The sequence below is a fragment of the Pseudomonas sp. PB3P13 genome (assembly GCF_054897735.1).
Window position 1 is genome coordinate 2,657,496 of record NZ_CM142702.1, and the last position, 16,345, is coordinate 2,673,840.

Here is a 16,345-nt window from a genome sequence, read left to right on the forward strand (position 1 = left end):
GCGATCGCGATTACAGACAGTTTCTGCAGCCGGCCGCAATGGACGGCGAGTTGCTCTGCCGGTTGACCACGCCCGACGATACGTTGGCGCCGCCGTTGCCGGAGTAGCTGTTCATCGAGTTGGTCATGGGGGATACGTGGGTCACGGGGTTTTTCCAGCCGTCAGCTGTCAACACTTGTTGAGTGGTCACGCCTGCCAGGCCGAATACGCCAACAGTCACGAACTCAGCCGTGCTGGCGCCGCTGTCGGCGAGGCCGTGGCCGGCCCGGTTGTTGCCTTCGGTTGACGCGGTGATGGCGTAGCCGACAATAGACGCTTCATCGGCATGGCCGTAAGTGCGGCCACTGTCATTCCCTTGATCGGTATCCCGGCCGTCGGCTTGTGCTGCGATTGCCATCACTGCTGCGAGAGCGAAAACCAGTGGTTTCAAGGCCGTTGTAGGTTTCATGCTGTTTCTCCGTGCCCATTAGTTAAGTGTTGCTACATTCCCCCACGACACCCGGGTTGACGCCCAGAATCCCTGTGGGCGGTCCGCCCGTGTGTGTGCCGGCGGAGGGCCAGCATCGTGATGGCACAGCGAAAGTTGTGCCGGATTTGGAATAGTGAGGAAATTCAAAGGGTTGGCTATAGAGGCAGGCAAAGCGGCATCACCAGTGTTTCACCGATGAGACAAGTGAGAAGCCCGTTTGCGAACGAAGGGCCTCGAATCACTCTGGCGCGGGGTTTGCGGGAAACTGTAACGCCCGCGTAACAGTCGCGGGGCTATCGACTCAGGGCCTTTAAAATGGCCTGTTCAGGAGGTAGAGAGTGTTTCAAAAATGGACACTTTCCCCCAGGCCAAGGATATCGCAGGGCGAAATCCCCAAATGCCGGTTTAGCCGCTCAGCAATGCGCTGACTGCTGCCAAGGCCTGACGCCGGCGTTCGGCCCAGTCACCGCGCAAAATTTGCAGTGGCTGTTGATGGCGCTCCAGCCACGCCAGCGTCTGCTCGAAAAATGCCTGGCGGGCGCTGAGCTCGGGTTGGCACCGCTGGCCATCGTCGGTCCATTCAATTTGTTCGGGCGACAGCAGCAAGTGCAGGTCATAGTGGCGCGAGAGCAGGGCCTGCCCGATCCAGGCCGGGCACTCGCCAAACAGGGTCTGGCTCCAGAGGATATTGCTCAGCAGATGGGTGTCGAGAATCAGCAGCGGCGGCTGCAGCGCACGGGCGGCGTCTTCCCATTGCAGTTGGCCGCGAGCAATGGCAGGTATGTCGGCCAGCGTTGTCTCGCGCGGATTTTGCTCGATGAACCAACGCACATATTCATCGACCAACAGGCCGCCAAATTGCGCTTGCACTTGTGCCGCCAGCCAGCTTTTGCCACTGGATTCAGGACCGGTCAGCACCAGCACTTTCATGTGCGCAGGACCGGATCGGCCCGCCATTCGCGCCAGCCCTGCACCGCCAGCAGGGTGAACAGCCCGTAGAGCGCGGCAGTCACGTACAGCCCTTTATAGAGGAAGAGGCCGACGAAAATCACATCGACCACAATCCACAGCGGCCAGCACTGCAGGCGTTTTTGCGCCATCCATGATTGTGCGACCAGGCTGAAACCGGTCAGCGCAGCATCGAGCCAGGGCTGCGCTGCGTCGGTCCAATGGGCCATCGCGGCGCCCAGCAGCAGACTGCCGACGGCACCGATGGCCAAGCTGAACACGACGGCTTGTCCGCCGAGACGAGTGACCTGCCGGCCTTCATGGGCGTCGCCCGCCCGCGTCCACTGCCACCAGCCATAGAGCTGCAACGCGGCGTAAATGACTTGCAGCAGCATGTCCGAATAGAGCTTCACTTCGAAGAAGATCCAGCTGTAGAGCAGCACCATGATCAGCCCGATGGGCCAGCACCACGGGTTCTGTTTGACTGTCAGCCACACGGCAATGACGCCGAGGGCGGCGGCAAACAGTTCAAGCCCGGACATGGCGTTTCCTTGGGGAAGTTGCGCAGGGTGGCGATTGTAACGGCAGGCGCAGGCAAAGGAGAACCATCAAAGCCGACACGACCCCGTAGCAGCTGCCGAGCCTGCGAGGCTGCGTCCGGCCGCGTAGCAGTCGTACATCTGGAGAACGCGGTTTTCCTGATGCACCGCATTGCCTGATTTTACTGCCGCTGCGCCCGATCGCGGCCCGAGCCAGACGCAGCCTCGCAGGCTCGGCAACTGCTATAAGACCGCGTCGCGAGGGCTACACCCGAAACTGTCTGAGCAACCCGTTCAGCTGTTCACTCAGGTCCTTGAGCCGCACGCTGGCCACGCTGGATTGCTCCGCCGCCAACGCCGTGCTGTGGGACAAGCCGGCCGCTTGGGTGACGTTCTGGTTGATGTCCTCGACCACCTGAGCCTGTTGCAAAGTGGCGCTGGCAATCGACGCGTTCAACCCGTTGAGATTGCGCAGTGCCTGGCCGATGGCATTCAGGCTGGCACCGGCAAGACCAGCCTGTTCGATGGTCAGTTGCGAGGCGCGGCTGCTGTCGCCAATCACCTTCACCGCTGCTTCCGAATGATTTTGCAGACGCTCGATCATCGACTGAATCTCGGCCGTCGACTTTTGCGTGCGTTGCGCCAGCAACCGCACTTCATCGGCAACCACGGCAAATCCGCGTCCTTGCTCGCCGGCCCGGGCCGCTTCGATCGCGGCGTTGAGCGCCAGCAGGTTGGTTTGTTCGGCGATGGAGCGGATCACTTCCAGAACGCTGCCAATCTGTGTGCTTTCAGCGGCGAGGGTGCGAATCACTTCCACGGCCTGATCAATCGTCGACGACAATTTGTCGATCTGTTGCAGGCTTCCGTCAATGTTGACCTGACCCTGTTGCGCCTGGGATTCGGCATCGCGCATTTCACTCGCCGCGTGCTCGGCATTTTTCGCCACATCCTGCACGCCGTAAGTCACCTCGTTGATGGCTGTGGCGACCAGCTCCATCTGCTGCGATTGCTGCTGGCTGCGCTGTTGCGCCTGCGCCGCGTCGTTGCCGAGATCACTGGAGGACTGGCCCAGTGCGCTGGCCGAAATCTGCAGTTCGCCGATCACCAGGCGCAACTTGGCGGTGAACGCATTGAAATGCTGCGCCAGTTGCGTGACCTCATCCTGCCCATGGGTATCAAGGCTGCGGGTCAGGTCGCTTTCGCCGCTGGCGATGTTGGCCATCGCGTTCACGGTTTCCTGAAGTGGGCGAACGATGCTGCGGGCAATCAGAATCACCAGCAGCGCCATGATCGCGGCGATCACCAGCCCGACGAACATGGCTTTCCAGACCTGGGCGGCGAACTCGGCCTGCATGTCATCGATGTACACGCCCGAGCCAATGACCCAGCCCCAGGGTTCGAACAATTTGACGTAGGAGGTTTTTTCAACCGGCGCCTCGGCGCCCGGTTTTGGCCAGCGGTAATCGACGATGCCGGCCCCTTTGCTTTTGGCCACCGCGACCATTTCATTAAAGACCGCAAAGCCATCCGGATCGCGGATCGCGGCGAGATTTTGCCCATCGAGTTTCGGGTTGGTCGGGTGCATGACCATGACCGGCGTGAGGTCGTTGATCCAGAAGTAATCGTTCTGGTCGTAGCGCAGGCCGCGAACAGCGGTCAGCGCCTGCTTTTGCGCGGCGTCACGGGTGAGGGTGCCAGCGCTTTCCAGGCCATGGAAGTACGAAAGAATGCCGCTGGCCGTCTGCACCACGTGCTGGGTTTTCTGCGCCTTGGCGTAATAAAGGTCTTCATGAATCTGCTTGAGCATCACCACGCCCAAGGTCAAAAGCATCACCACCGCCACGATCAGGATGAGCCATAAGCGGCGGCTGATCGACATGGTTCGCAAGCTGTTCATACCGCTGTCACTCCTGCGTCTTGTTCTTGTCATAAAGGGTCGCCAGCATCCGTCACGCTCTGCTCAATGGATCTGTCCGATCCAGTTCTTATAACGTGGCAGCGTTAATCAGGCTTGTCTGATAGGATTTCGGCCCCGCGCGGGAAAACCTGAGTCCGGAACGAACTTCAGCCGATGTTTTTCGGCTTCGCCTGGCTGCAGCGCGCGGGGCAGACACGTTGACCGCAGTGAACGTTTGAAAATTATTATTGGGGCATGCCGCAGCGCATCGCCCCCTGGGGGATTGATGGACCTTTGGACCGCCTTGCAGGCATTGATACTTGGGGTTGTGGAAGGGCTGACGGAGTTTTTGCCGATTTCCAGTACCGGGCACCAGATTATCGTCGCGGACTTGCTCAACTTTGGCGGAGAACGCGCCATTGCGTTCAACATCATTATTCAACTGGGCGCCATTCTGGCGGTGGTCTGGGAGTTTCGCCGCAAGATTTTCGACGTGGTCACAGGCCTGCCAACGCAGCCCGGCGCGCGGCGCTTCACCGCCAACCTGTTGATCGCTTTCATGCCCGCCGTCGTGCTGGGCGTGCTGTTTTCGGATCTGATTCATGAATACCTGTTCAACCCCATCACCGTTGCGGCGGCGTTGGTGGTGGGCGGGGTCGTCATGCTCTGGGCCGAGCGGCGTCAGCATGACGTGCACGCCGAAACGGTCGATGACATCACCTGGCAGGACGCACTGAAAGTCGGTTTCGCTCAATGCCTGGCGATGATTCCAGGCACTTCGCGCTCCGGCTCGACGATCATCGGTGGTTTGCTGTTCGGCTTGTCGCGCAAAACGGCTACCGAGTTTTCGTTCTTTCTGGCGATGCCGACCATGGTCGCCGCAGCGGTGTATTCGGGCTACAAATACCGCGACCTGTTCGTGCCGGCTGACTTCCCGGTGTTCGCCATCGGTTTTGTCACCGCGTTCATCTTCGCGATGATCGCCGTTCGTGGTCTGCTCAAGTTCATTGCCAGCCACAGTTATGCGGCGTTCGCCTGGTACCGGATCGCGTTTGGCCTGGTAATTCTGGCCACGTGGCAGTTCGGTTGGGTCGACTGGACCGCCGTTCAGCCATGAATAACGCCAGCGCGCGCAATCCTTCCCAGGGGGGTATCCAGCACCCACGGCTGAAGTTGCTGGTGTTCTCGATTGTGTGCGCGCTGCCATTGCTGGGTTCAGTGACGTTGTGGCTGCGCGGTATCTCGCTGGTTCCCCTCGCGGCCTACGGCATTGTCAGCGTGCTGGCGTTTTTGCTGTATTGGGGCGACAAACGCAAGGCCCGCACCGACCTTTGGCGCACGCCAGAAAATGTCTTGCACGCCGTCGAGTTCGCCGGCGGCTGGCCGGGCGCGATGCTCGCGCAGCAAGTGTTTCGGCACAAAACGCGCAAGGTATCGTTTCAGGTGCTGTTCTGGGCCATCGTGCTGCTGCATCAGGTGTTCTGGATAGACCAACTGTTTCTCGGCGCCAATCTGCTCGCACTGTTCTAAAGCAGCAGCCCGACCCGAGTGCGCTTGGGCAATTTGCTCACCACCAACTGATGCGAACGTTGCAGCAAGTCTTTCAGCTCTGCGGCGCCAAGCGGGTAGGGCGTCTGCATGATGATCCACTGCGCCCTGGCCAGATATGGCGCCGGGTGAATGCCTGGGCGGTCGCAGTGACCCGCGAACACATCCTTGTCGACTTTGAACGCGAGGGAGTCGCCGCGCAGGTTTTGCAGGGCGAACATCTTGTTGCCGGCAATCGAAAAAACCCGCACGCCGCCCCATTTGTAATCCTCCCGCGCCCCCGGCAGTGAAAGGCAGAAAGCCGCAACGTCGTCTTCGCTCATGCGTCCCGCCTTCATAGCAGTCGCTCCCCGCAGGCATCGAATGATTCGACCATGTGGTCGATCCAGGCACGCACGGCCGGCATCACCCCGCGCCGATGAGGGTAGACGGCTTGCAGCCAGCCGCCCGGCAGTGACCACTCTGGCAGCAATTGCACCAATGAGCCGTCTTCCAACGCTTGTTCGCAATACATCATCGGCAGCATCGTAAAGCCCTGGCCGGCCAGCGTGCAGGCTTTGCGCACGATGAAATCCTCTATACCCAGGCGCGCTTCGAGGCTCAGGTCGACTCGTTTGCCCTGTTGATCGAGCATGCGAATGTGCACCATGCGGTCCGCTTCCAGGGCGCCGAGCACCGGCAGGTTCTTCAGGTCATCGGGATGATTGATCGCACGCCCGCGTAAAAGAGCAGGGCTGGCGACCAGGAGCATTTGCGCCTGACGCAGGCGGCGGGTGACCAGCAAGGGGTCTTCATCACCCGGCTCGCGCACACGCAGGGCGACGTCGACGCCTTCGGTCACCAGGTCGACGCGGCGATTGAGCAGCATCATCTCCAGTTGCACCAGCGGATATTTCTCCAGAAACTGCGCAATGATCTGCGGCAAAATCTCGTGCGCCAGGCCCACAGGACAGGTGACCCGTAACCGTCCGCGCGGTTCGCTCGACATGCTCGCCACCGCTTCATCGGCCATTTCGGCTTCCAGCAGCATCGCCTGGCAGTGCCGCAGGTAACGCTCGCCCACGGCGGTCAGTTTCAGTTGCCGGGTGGTGCGTTGCAGCAGGCGCGCACCCAGGCGTTCCTCCAGCTCGGCAATGCGCCGCGATAATCGCGACTTGGGAATTCCGAGCAGGCGACCGGCCGCCGCAAATCCACCGGCTTCGACCACTTTGGCAAAGTAATACAGGTCGTTGAGATCTTGCATTCAGGTGCTCGATTGTTCTATCAGTGGGACAAACTATCGCATGATTGCCGGCTAATCAGCCATTCGTTTCGTCTGTAGGATGATTGCATCAGATCGCCGGTGGCGGTCCTCACTTGGAGATCCCACATGAAACTGTTGCACATCGATTCGAGCATTCTGGGCGACAACTCGGCCTCCCGTCTTTTGAGCCGCGAAGTGGTCGGTGCCTGGCAGGCCGCTGAAACCAACGTCATCGTCACTTACCGTGACCTGGCCGCCGACGCCATCAGCCATTTCTCGGCAAACACTTTGGTCGCCGCCGGCACCACCGCAGAACTGCGTAATGCCGCCCAGCAGCACGAAGCGGATCTCAGCGCTTCGACTCTGACCGAATTCCTCGCTGCCGACGCCGTGGTCGTCGCCGCGCCGATGTACAACTTCACCATTCCGACCCAGCTCAAGGCGTGGATCGACCGCATCGCGGTGGCCGGTCAAACCTTCCGCTACACCGAAGCCGGCCCTGAAGGCCTGTGCGGCAACAAGAAAGTCGTGATCGTTTCGACCTCCGGTGGTTTGCATCACGGTCAGGCGACTGGCGTGGCACACGAGGAATACCTGAAAGTGATGTTCGGCTTCCTTGGCATTACGGATATCGACTTCGTCCGTGCCCACGGCCTGGCTTACGGCGACGAAGTCCGTACCAAGGCGATGAGCGATGCGCAGGCGCAGATCAGCGGGCAATTGTTCGCCGCTGCATAAGGCCTGAGACAAGCGGTGAAACATCGCGAGTACGCGCGAAAAACTCTGTATCTGATCATGCAAGTGGCAGATGCGGAGTTTTTTTGTTTCTGGGGTTTGGGGTGGTGTTTGCCCGGAGGGTTTGGGGCAGATAACGGAGTGTTGAAACGGGGAGGCGGTGTCGTTCGGCGGGAAGGGCGAGCGCTGAGTTCGGTGGCAGCACTGGCATGCAAACCGCCGATCAATAATTAACCGGCGGTCGCATTGTTCGTTACTTGTTAGCCGCTGCACTTTCCAGTGTCTGGACTCGGGCATTTAGTTCGCGAACTGATTCAATCAGAGGTGCCACCAGTTTCTGATAATCAACTTGCAGGTGATCGCCTTTGGTGTGCACTAACTGCGGGTAGACCTTCTGCACGTCCTGAGCGATCAGGCCGACATCCGCCTGTTCGTTGTGTTTCCAATTGAAGGATACACCCTGCAATTTCAGCAGGTTTTCCGTTGGATTTTCCAGACGCTGGACTCTGGTTTTCAGTCGCTCATCACTGAATGGGCAGCATTCGCTACCAGGAGGTCCGCCGATGTCCCAGCACACACCGTTATAGCAAATTTGCTCGGCCAGGCTCCCTTGGTCTGTGGCTTGGGCGGTGGAGTGGAATGAGAACAACAGAGCAGAGGCGACGGACGTCAGAAGTAATGTACGCAAGTTGGTATTCCTTGTTATTAGGTTTGATGATTTGCAGCGCGGGCATTTTGTCGAAGTGGAAACTTAACGCAATGATGGTGTTTTGTTTTAACTGTTTCGTCATTTTGCAATAACAAAAATGGTGAGGCCGATTATTATTCTGTTACTTATATCCTGTTACGTATATTTTGTTACTTGTTAATCAGGCAAGTTTCAACATCCGCAGATATGGGGCTTTGAGCACCCGCAAACGCACTCACCCTCAAACGCAAAAAGCCCTGTCACAACGACAGGGCTTTTACATGCAGCTTTCAGCTTGAAACCAACGGTTGGTCTTAGAACACCACACCCTGACTGCGCAGATAATCGTCGTACGTGCCGCTGAAGTCGATCACGCCGCTTGGGCTCAACTCGATGATGCGGGTCGCCAACGACGATACGAACTCACGGTCATGGCTGACGAAGATCAGCGTGCCCGGATAGTTTTCCAGCGCCAGGTTCAGCGCCTCGATGGATTCCATGTCCAGGTGGTTGGTCGGTTCGTCCATGATCAGCACGTTTGGCTTTTGCAGGATCAACTTGCCGAACAACATGCGACCTTGCTCACCACCGGAAATGACCTTGACCGACTTGAGAATCTCGTCGTTGGAGAACAGCATGCGGCCCAGGGTGCCGCGAACCAGTTGCTCGCCGCCCTGGGTCCACTGGCCCATCCAGTCGAACAGGTTGCAGTCGTCTTCGAAATCGTGCGCGTGGTCCTGGGCGTAATAACCCAGTTCCGCAGCGTCGGTCCACTTGACGGTGCCGGCATCCGGGGTCAGTTCATTGACCAGGGTGCGCAGCAGGGTGGTTTTGCCGATGCCGTTTGGGCCGATGATCGCCACGCGTTCGCCAGCTTCGACCTGGAAGCTGAAGTCCTTGAACAACGTCTTGCCGTCGAAACCCTTGGCCATGCGCTCGACGATGACCGCCTGACGGTGCAGCTTCTTGGTTTGCTCGAAACGAATGAACGGGCTCACACGGCTCGAAGGCTTGACTTCGGCCAGCTGGATCTTGTCGATCGCCTTGGCGCGGGAGGTCGCCTGCTTGGCTTTCGAGGCGTTGGCCGAGAAGCGGCTGACGAACGATTGCAGTTCGGAAATCTGCGCTTTTTTCTTGGCGTTGTCCGACAGCAGTTGCTCGCGGGACTGGGTCGCCACGGTCATGTACTCGTCGTAGTTGCCCGGGAACAGGCGCAGCTCGCCGTAATCCAGGTCAGCCATGTGGGTGCACACGCTGTTCAGGAAGTGACGGTCGTGAGAGATGATGATCATCAGGCTGGAGCGCTGGGTCAGCACGTTTTCCAGCCAGCGGATGGTGTTGATGTCCAGGTGGTTGGTCGGTTCGTCGAGCAACAGCACTTCCGGATCGGAGAACAGCGCCTGGGCCAGCAATACGCGCAGTTTCCAGCCTGGCGACACTTCGCTCATCGGGCCAAAGTGCTGCTCGATGCCGATACCCAGGCCGAGCAACAATTCGCCGGCACGAGACTCGGCGGTGTAGCCGTCCATCTCGGCGAACTCGGTTTCCAGTTCAGCGACGGCCATGCCGTCTTCTTCGGTCATTTCCGGCAGCGAGTAGATGCGGTCGCGCTCGGCCTTGACCTTCCACAGCTCTTCGTGACCCATGATCACGGTGTCGATCACGGTGAATTCTTCGTAGGCGAACTGGTCCTGGCGCAATTTACCCAGACGCACGTTCGGCTCGAGCATGACCTGGCCGCCAGACGGCTCGAGATCACCACCGAGGATTTTCATGAACGTCGACTTGCCGCAACCGTTCGCACCGATCAGACCGTAGCGGTTGCCCGCGCCGAATTTCACCGAAACGTTTTCGAATAGCGGCTTGGCGCCGAATTGCATCGTGATGTTAGCTGTAGAGATCAAAGGTTTTTCCTGTGAAGCATTCAGAGTATCGGGTTGCGGCAGTACCGATTCAGTACCCGTGTCCGTTGTCCAGACCACGGGAAATACATCCCGGTCAGAAGCGGAAGGTCCATCTGGCAATAAGTGGACAGCAGCATGAGGCGCGCTTGGCCCGAGTCGAAGTGCGCTGAGGACGTTTCAAACCGTCGTCAACCAAGGGGGGCGCATAATGTTTGGCGGCGATTGTACTGGTCTGGCTCTTTAAACGATAGGGCATTGAGGCCGCACGGGTGCTTTGGCGGTATGAGTGGACAGATTTTCACATTTGAAGGTTAACCATAAGTTACAGAATGTGACTAAAATGCCATCTTCCGCGTGATGCCAAGGGTCGGCACGGCTCTAGGAAGCGCATCAGGAAGCTTTATTGAATGCAGACGCTGCACAAGACCCTTCGGCCAATCGGGCGCAAGAGGCGCAGTTTGTTCACTTCTGACGTGTGACGATTGCCTTGAAACTCATCATCGCTGCCATTTACGTTGTATCGATTGCGTACGTTCATTTACGCGGTCGCGTGCGCCACAAACTGGGCCGGCAACTGAGCGATCACTCGACGTTTCTCGCGCCGATCAATTGCTTCCTGTATCTGTTTTCGAAAATCCCCAACAAACCTTACCTTGACCCTGCCGATTTCCCGGACCTCAGCCTCTTGCAAACGCACTGGAAAGAAATCCGCGCGGAAGGGCAAAGCCTGCTGCGGGCCGGTGAGATCAAGCGCTCGAGTCAATACGATGACGTCGGCTTCAACTCTTTTTTCAAAACCGGCTGGAAGCGCTTCTACCTCAAATGGTACGGCGACAGCCATCCTTCGGCCATGAAGCTCTGCCCGCGCACTACCGAGCTGGTGCAGAGCATCGGCTCGATCAAGGCTGCGATGTTTGCCGAGTTGCCACCAGGCTCGAAACTGGTCCGCCACCGCGACCCGTATGCCGGTTCCTATCGCTACCATTTGGGCCTGGACACACCGAACGACGCGGGTTGTTACATCAACGTCGACGGTGAGCATTATCACTGGCGCGACGGTGAAGCGGTGATCTTCGACGAGACTTTCATTCATTACGCGCAAAACACGACTCAGCAGAACCGCATGATCCTGTTCTGCGACATCGAGCGGCCCATGAAATTTCGCTGGGCCGCGGCGTTCAATCGCTGGTTCAGCCGTAACGTGATGTCTGCGGCCGGTGCACCGAATGAGGTGGGTGACAAGACAGGAGGGCTTAATCGCCTGTTTGCGAAGATCTACACGATTCGCCTGCGGGGCAAAGCGCTGAAGAAGCGTAATCGCAAACTCTATTACCTGGAGAAGTGGGCGATCTTTGCCGGGTTATTGGCGATATTTGTATTGATTTGAGTGACCATGGGCATCCTTTGGAGATGCCCTTGGTTTCCCGGATGTTTGAATCAACCGCTCGACCGCTTCGAAGCTTTTTTCGCCGGAGCTTTCTCTGTGGTCTTCTCAGCCGCTTTGCTCTTGGCCGCCGGTTTGGCCGGTGCCTTGCCTCCGAGACTGCGTTTGAGCAGCTCGGTCAAATCGATGACATCGGCAGTTTTGCGTTCCTCTTCGCCCGACACCGTTTCCACGTCCTCGATCTTGCCTTCGTTGGCCTTCTTCTCCACCAGCGCCATGATCTTGTCTTCGAAACTGTCGCGATAATCCTCCGGGCTCCAGTCGCCAGCCATGTCGTCCACCAGCCGCTTGGCCATCTCCAGTTCACCCTTGGCCAGTTTCGCGTCTTTGACGTCGCTGCCCAGTTCGAGCGTGTCGAGACTGCGAACTTCCTCCGGCCAGCGCAACATCACCAGCACCATCGAGTCTTCCAGCGGCATCAATGCGGCCAGATGTTGACGGGTATGTATCACGACGTTGGCGAGGGCGACCTTATTGGTTTGTTTCAGCGTTTCACGCAGCAAGGCGTAAACCTTGCCGCCGCGCTTGTCCGGCGCGAGGTAATAGGGTTTATCGATGTTCTGTAACGGGATCTGTTCGCTGTCCACAAACGAAAAGATATCGATGGTCTGCGTGGACAATGGGTGTGCCGATTTGATTTCCTCTTCACTGAGCACCACATAGCGACCCTTTTCGTACTGGACGCCCTTGACGATGTGCTCCTTGTCGATTTCCTTGCCGGTGACCTTGTTGACACGCTTGTATCCAACCGGGTCCATGCTCCGGCCATCGAGCCAGTCAAAATCCACGCCCTGAGATGACGTAGCCGAAACCAGCGCCACAGGGATATGCACCAGTCCGAAACTGATTGCGCCTTTCCAGATTGCACGTGGCATCGTCGTCTACTCGCAAGTGATGATCAGGTGACCCGTGCCCGCGCGAAAAAGTTTCAGCGGCTTTACTCCGCGCCATAGGGGCGGATCAGTGGTACGGTCAAAGGGTGTTACATCTTGCTGGACAGGTTTCGGTTAACAAATCCGAACCCTCGGCATAGCGTGCTATCGAAAGGCAGACTCCTGTCACGAGCCTGTAGAGAGGTTGCGATGAATCGAATAATGCTTGGCCTTGGCGTGTGGACGTTGAGTGGCGTGCTGAGTCTGCCCGCCCAGGCCGACGTCGCGCCGACGCTCTTGTTGCTCGCGCAGAGCCCGACGGGCAATGCCGGCAATCCTTACAACAGCCCGATCCGCCGGGCCAACCCCAACAGCATGCAAGGCACCCAGCCCAGTGCGCCGGCGATCCGTGGTCCGAACACCGTGCCGGTGCCGCGACCCCCGACGCTCGACAATGGCGGCATCGGCAATCGTTATCCGCAGGACCGGTCGGCGCCCGTCAGCCCGCCGACATTCATTCCCAATCCACCGCACCGAGACGCGCCCACCGGCAACCGTTAAATCCCAGGGCAGAAAGCCTTGCGAGCCATTCTGACGACAAAAGGAATCGTGCATGTTGCGTAAAACTCTTCTGGCCACATTCTGCGCCAGCGCATTCATTACCGCTGCGGCGCCTGTTGTTGCGGCATCGACTCAAGAATTGAAAAGTGAACAGGGGACGCTCGAAGTCACCCGGATTGCCAAAGGCCTGGATCACCCGTGGGCATTGGCGTTTTTGCCCGATCAACAGGGCATGCTGGTGACGGAACGGCCGGGGAATCTGCGTGTGGTCAGCGCCGACGGCAAACTCTCGGCGCCACTCGACGGCGTACCGCAGGTGTGGGCCAAAGGGCAGGGCGGCTTGCTCGACGTGGTGCTTTCACCCGACTTCAAGCAGGACCGCACGGTCTATTTGTCTTACGCGGAGGGCGGTGGTGCGGGCAACAAGGCCGGCACGGCAGTCGGTCGCGGACAATTGTCCGAAGATTTGAAGACGCTGAAGAATTTCAAGGTGATCTTCCGCCAGGAGCCCAAGCTTTCGGTTGGCCATCATTTCGGATCACGGCTGGTGTTTGATCGCGATGGCTATCTGTTCATCTTGCTCGGTGAAAACAATGACCGGCCAACCGCACAGGACCTCGACAAACTGCAAGGCAAAGTGGTGCGCATCTACCCGGACGGCAAGGTGCCCGACGATAACCCCTTTGTCGGTCAGAGCGGCATCCGCCCGGAAATCTGGTCCTATGGCCAGCGCAACCCGCAAGGCGCCGCGCTCAATCCCTGGACCGGAGTGCTTTGGGAAAACGAGCACGGTCCCCGTGGTGGTGACGAAATCAACATCATCGAGCGCGGCAAAAACTATGGCTGGCCGACGGCGACCCACGGCATCAATTACACAGGTCAACCGATTCCGGAAGCCAATGGCAAAACTGCCGATGGCACTGTCGCGCCGCATCACGTCTGGGAAAAATCTCCCGGCCTGAGCGGCATGGCGTTCTACGACGCCGACCGGTTCAAGCCATGGCAGCACAACGTGTTCATCGGCGCGCTGGTCAGCCAGGAGTTGATCCGCTTGCAGTTCGACGGCGATCGCGTAGTGCATGAAGAGCGTTTGATGGGTGAGCTCAACAAGCGTATCCGCGACGTGCGCCAAGGTCCGGATGGTTATTTGTATGTGCTGACCGATGATGACGATGGCGAGTTGCTCAGGGTCGGCCTCAAATAGTTTATCGCGCGGAATCCGCTCTAGCAGCTGGCGCACCTGCGTCCGGCTGCGCAGCAGCTATAAAACCGAGTGAGGTCACGTTATTCCTGAACCGCTTTCTCGACTGTGTTCGACGCCGACCAGACTCGATAACGAACTTCAACGTCCTTGGGCGCATAAACAACAATCGGCAACTTGCTGTTGTAACGCAACATGAAGCCGTCACCCACCACCGGCACGAAGTCTTTCTTGCTTTTGCCATCCGGACACGCCATCTGTGTGCTCATCGGCCCGATCACAGTTTCCAGTCGATAGAACGGATACCCCCAACCCTCAAGATTCTTTTCCTCCAGCATGCCGCCAAGGCGCTGTCGATTGCAGTCCACGGTGAGCGTCTTGCCAGCGAGAATCTCGACCTGAAGGCTGTCTTCCCGGGTTTGCGGAGCGAGGTGGATGACCTGACGCGAGAACCCTTCCTCTGGCTTGGGAAATGGCGCAAATTTTTCAAGCGGCGCGGCTTGAGCGAATGAGCACAGCGCAGCAGCGATCAGCCCAACGGTAGTGACACAGGTCAGTGAACCCATGGTGCCTCCTTGCATGTAAGTGAGGTCAGCGGATACTGAGCTGACACACTGCATTCTTACCGCCGTTCGCAGCCAATGCAAACGAGAGTGAGGGGGCTGCAAAATGCATGGGCCTAAAGGCGTGATCTTGCAATTTGCATGAGCTTATAGAAGGGACAGTTGGCTAAGTCCTTGATTCATGGACGGTCTGCGGCGCAGGAATTGAGGCATGTTTTATGCTGTAGATGTCTATTGATGCTGACCGGATTTATACAGAGCCAGCACTTACTTTTTTTGGCTATCTCACAATCAGGAGAGAATCGCCATGTTTTTGTCTGCCTTGGAAATTCGCAGTATCGTCGAGAGCGGTTTTTTACCGAAACGCTGCCAGTGTTCGCTTTCGCCGGATCTGAAAATGACTGTTAAAGTTTTCGCCGATGATAAATCTGAACAGGTTGATCTCTTGGTGACCGGCATCAATGCCAGTCAGCTCAACAGCAGCCGTGCGATCAGTGATTTGATCGCTGGCCTGCGATCTGACTTGCATCAGCAGGCGAACGCTCAGCTTTTGCACCCGAGCAAGCACGCGCTGTAACCGTTGGTCGCCGCTGTATCTCAGTCAATTTTGCAGCCGGCATGCTTCAGACAGTTTGCGATAGCTGATCTCTGCGGGTCGGCCCGCGGAGTCGATGTATCGCATGTGCGCCAACACGACCTCACACTCCACAGTAGGCGGCTCGGTCAGGGAAACAACCTTGGTCACGTGCAGCGGCATGCCGTAGTGATACGGAGCCTCTGCAAGAGAGGGGTCGTCTGTGGCTTGGGCAACTCCGATGAAGCCGGCGCAGCTGACGGCGGTGAAGAGAACGCAACACGCATTTTCATAAAGGTTCTCCAATGCGGTCTATGGGTCAGCTCGACAGTGAGTCGGGCGTGCCGCACTGGGTGTCAGAAGGCTCTTAGGGCGTGCGGTCCAGGGGATTTTTGAATCGGGAGGTTAAGCGGTTGTTAACGAGGCGAATATCGAGGGTGATATTGCCTTTCAACAGTCCCATCGAATACATCGATGCGGCACGGACTTACTTCCAAGAGTCGTACGGTACACCAAACTTCTCCACATACGCCTTGGATACCTCGGAGAGAGAATCGTACTCACCACCAGACTTACCTTCATACGGGCCACGTGGATCAATCTCAGCCTTCACCGTTGTCACTTCGATTGGGGTCATACATGGACCGGTCACCCAGACTTTGGCAATGCCTCCGGGCACTAGCCTTACAGCGATGGCGTTCCTATACCCTATAATTCTTTTTCCGTCGGCCTTACAGTAAACATCTTCTCCTTTTTGCATCATATCCCGAGTGGTCTCGGGTACATCGATTTCCATCTTGTACGTTTGAAGCTCGGCCAGCGATTGCCAACGCACATAGATTTTTCTAGGTAAGTCTGCTCCGGTAACGTACTTGCCTTTCCCCCAGCCAGCCCTTTTCGGCCAGCCTCGGGGATCGCCGGAATTATTGGCGGGAGTGAGTATGGCAGCGTTCCCGCTCATGGCACGTCGGTAGACTTGGCCTTGAATGTCAACAACATCTGCTGTTTCGATCCAGACCTCCATATAAGCAGGAGCCGAAAATCCCAAGCGCCAGGCTTTGTATGGCAACGACTGGCTATCCGCGAATGTGCATGCACTCAGTAGGAATATGGCAAGAGCGACATATATAAGCTTGTTCATTGGGATCTCGACGCG

Annotated in this window: 18 protein-coding genes and 1 pseudogene; 7 read left to right on the forward strand and 12 right to left on the reverse strand. The window is 57.8% G+C overall.

From position 1 onward, the window contains the following. Positions 1 to 10: 10 nt before the first annotated feature. The 4 genes and pseudogenes from ACYZT1_RS12365 to ACYZT1_RS12380 all read right to left on the reverse strand — a co-directional run. Positions 11 to 223, reverse strand: a pseudogene (locus ACYZT1_RS12365) (heme utilization protein); the annotation flags it as partial. 651 nt (positions 224 to 874) lie between these two features. Then, on the reverse strand, positions 875 to 1,399 hold the full coding sequence (locus ACYZT1_RS12370) for an AAA family ATPase (RefSeq protein ID WP_462015016.1): 525 nt from the start codon (positions 1,397 to 1,399) through the stop codon (positions 875 to 877). After that, positions 1,396 to 1,959, reverse strand: coding sequence for a nicotinamide riboside transporter PnuC (gene pnuC, locus ACYZT1_RS12375; protein ID WP_462015017.1), 564 nt, complete (start codon positions 1,957 to 1,959; stop codon positions 1,396 to 1,398). Before pnuC ends, ACYZT1_RS12370 begins: the two co-directional genes overlap by 4 nt. 262 nt (positions 1,960 to 2,221) lie before the next feature. Beyond that, entirely contained in the window at positions 2,222 to 3,856 is a 1,635-nt protein-coding gene (locus ACYZT1_RS12380) for a methyl-accepting chemotaxis protein (RefSeq protein ID WP_462015018.1), read from the reverse strand. A gap of 286 nt (positions 3,857 to 4,142) precedes the next feature. Between ACYZT1_RS12380 and ACYZT1_RS12385 the strand changes: the two genes are divergently transcribed. Both ACYZT1_RS12385 and ACYZT1_RS12390 read left to right on the forward strand, forming a co-directional pair. Continuing rightward, positions 4,143 to 4,973, forward strand: coding sequence for an undecaprenyl-diphosphate phosphatase (locus ACYZT1_RS12385; RefSeq protein WP_462015019.1), 831 nt, complete (start codon positions 4,143 to 4,145; stop codon positions 4,971 to 4,973). After that, on the forward strand, positions 4,970 to 5,386 hold the full coding sequence (locus tag ACYZT1_RS12390) for a DUF1294 domain-containing protein (protein ID WP_462015020.1): 417 nt from the start codon (positions 4,970 to 4,972) through the stop codon (positions 5,384 to 5,386). Before ACYZT1_RS12385 ends, ACYZT1_RS12390 begins: the two co-directional genes overlap by 4 nt. Here the strand turns inward: ACYZT1_RS12390 and ACYZT1_RS12395 are convergent. Together ACYZT1_RS12395 and ACYZT1_RS12400 are read right to left on the reverse strand one after the other, a co-directional pair. Further along, positions 5,383 to 5,742 (reverse strand): MmcQ/YjbR family DNA-binding protein, encoded by a 360-nt coding sequence (locus ACYZT1_RS12395; protein WP_462015021.1) that lies wholly within the window; start codon positions 5,740 to 5,742, stop codon positions 5,383 to 5,385. The two genes, ACYZT1_RS12390 and ACYZT1_RS12395, sit on opposite strands and share 4 nt — an antisense overlap. Further along, a complete protein-coding gene (locus tag ACYZT1_RS12400; RefSeq protein WP_462015022.1) occupies positions 5,739 to 6,647 on the reverse strand; it encodes a LysR substrate-binding domain-containing protein in 909 nt (302 codons plus the stop codon). Before ACYZT1_RS12400 ends, ACYZT1_RS12395 begins: the two co-directional genes overlap by 4 nt. A gap of 126 nt (positions 6,648 to 6,773) precedes the next feature. On the opposite strand from ACYZT1_RS12400, the gene ACYZT1_RS12405 reads away from it, so the two are divergent. Further along, positions 6,774 to 7,385, forward strand: a complete 612-nt coding sequence (locus ACYZT1_RS12405; protein ID WP_462015023.1) for an FMN-dependent NADH-azoreductase — start codon at positions 6,774 to 6,776, stop codon at positions 7,383 to 7,385. 250 nt (positions 7,386 to 7,635) lie between these two features. On the opposite strand, the gene ACYZT1_RS12410 is transcribed toward ACYZT1_RS12405, so the two are convergent. Further along, on the reverse strand, positions 7,636 to 8,070 hold the full coding sequence (locus ACYZT1_RS12410) for a tail fiber domain-containing protein (RefSeq protein ID WP_462015024.1): 435 nt from the start codon (positions 8,068 to 8,070) through the stop codon (positions 7,636 to 7,638). Positions 8,071 to 8,384: 314 nt separating this feature from the next. After that, positions 8,385 to 9,974: an ABC-F family ATPase gene (locus ACYZT1_RS12415; RefSeq protein WP_084321611.1), complete on the reverse strand. Its 1,590-nt coding sequence runs from the start codon at positions 9,972 to 9,974 to the stop codon at positions 8,385 to 8,387. Positions 9,975 to 10,461: 487 nt separating this feature from the next. Between ACYZT1_RS12415 and lpxO the strand changes: the two genes are divergently transcribed. Further along, positions 10,462 to 11,361 carry a lipid A hydroxylase LpxO gene (gene lpxO, locus ACYZT1_RS12420; protein WP_462015025.1) on the forward strand — a complete coding sequence of 300 codons (900 nt, stop codon included), beginning with the start codon at positions 10,462 to 10,464 and terminating at the stop codon, positions 11,359 to 11,361. Positions 11,362 to 11,411: 50 nt separating this feature from the next. Here lpxO and ku read toward each other — a convergent pair whose 3' ends face one another. Continuing rightward, the gene (gene ku, locus ACYZT1_RS12425; RefSeq protein WP_462015026.1) at positions 11,412 to 12,293 is read right to left on the reverse strand and encodes a non-homologous end joining protein Ku; all 882 of its coding nucleotides are present in this window, start codon (positions 12,291 to 12,293) and stop codon (positions 11,412 to 11,414) included. Between the two features lie 207 nt (positions 12,294 to 12,500). On the opposite strand from ku, the gene ACYZT1_RS12430 reads away from it, so the two are divergent. Next, entirely contained in the window at positions 12,501 to 12,851 is a 351-nt protein-coding gene (locus tag ACYZT1_RS12430; RefSeq protein ID WP_462015027.1) for a hypothetical protein, read from the forward strand. A 52-nt stretch (positions 12,852 to 12,903) separates the two neighbouring features. Further along, positions 12,904 to 14,055 carry a PQQ-dependent sugar dehydrogenase gene (locus tag ACYZT1_RS12435; RefSeq protein ID WP_462015028.1) on the forward strand — a complete coding sequence of 384 codons (1,152 nt, stop codon included), beginning with the start codon at positions 12,904 to 12,906 and terminating at the stop codon, positions 14,053 to 14,055. An 80-nt stretch (positions 14,056 to 14,135) separates the two neighbouring features. On the opposite strand, the gene eco is transcribed toward ACYZT1_RS12435, so the two are convergent. Beyond that, complete coding sequence (eco, locus tag ACYZT1_RS12440) at positions 14,136 to 14,618, reverse strand: serine protease inhibitor ecotin (RefSeq protein WP_462015029.1); 483 nt, start codon at positions 14,616 to 14,618, stop codon at positions 14,136 to 14,138. A 304-nt stretch (positions 14,619 to 14,922) separates the two neighbouring features. Between eco and ACYZT1_RS12445 the strand changes: the two genes are divergently transcribed. Next, positions 14,923 to 15,192, forward strand: a complete 270-nt coding sequence (locus tag ACYZT1_RS12445) for a DUF1652 domain-containing protein (RefSeq protein WP_462015030.1) — start codon at positions 14,923 to 14,925, stop codon at positions 15,190 to 15,192. A gap of 24 nt (positions 15,193 to 15,216) precedes the next feature. On the opposite strand, the gene ACYZT1_RS12450 is transcribed toward ACYZT1_RS12445, so the two are convergent. Together ACYZT1_RS12450 and ACYZT1_RS12455 are read right to left on the reverse strand one after the other, a co-directional pair. After that, positions 15,217 to 15,495, reverse strand: coding sequence for a DUF2790 domain-containing protein (locus ACYZT1_RS12450; protein ID WP_462015031.1), 279 nt, complete (start codon positions 15,493 to 15,495; stop codon positions 15,217 to 15,219). A gap of 181 nt (positions 15,496 to 15,676) precedes the next feature. Then, the gene (locus ACYZT1_RS12455) at positions 15,677 to 16,330 is read right to left on the reverse strand and encodes a DUF2931 family protein (RefSeq protein ID WP_462015032.1); all 654 of its coding nucleotides are present in this window, start codon (positions 16,328 to 16,330) and stop codon (positions 15,677 to 15,679) included. Positions 16,331 to 16,345 lie beyond the last annotated feature (15 nt).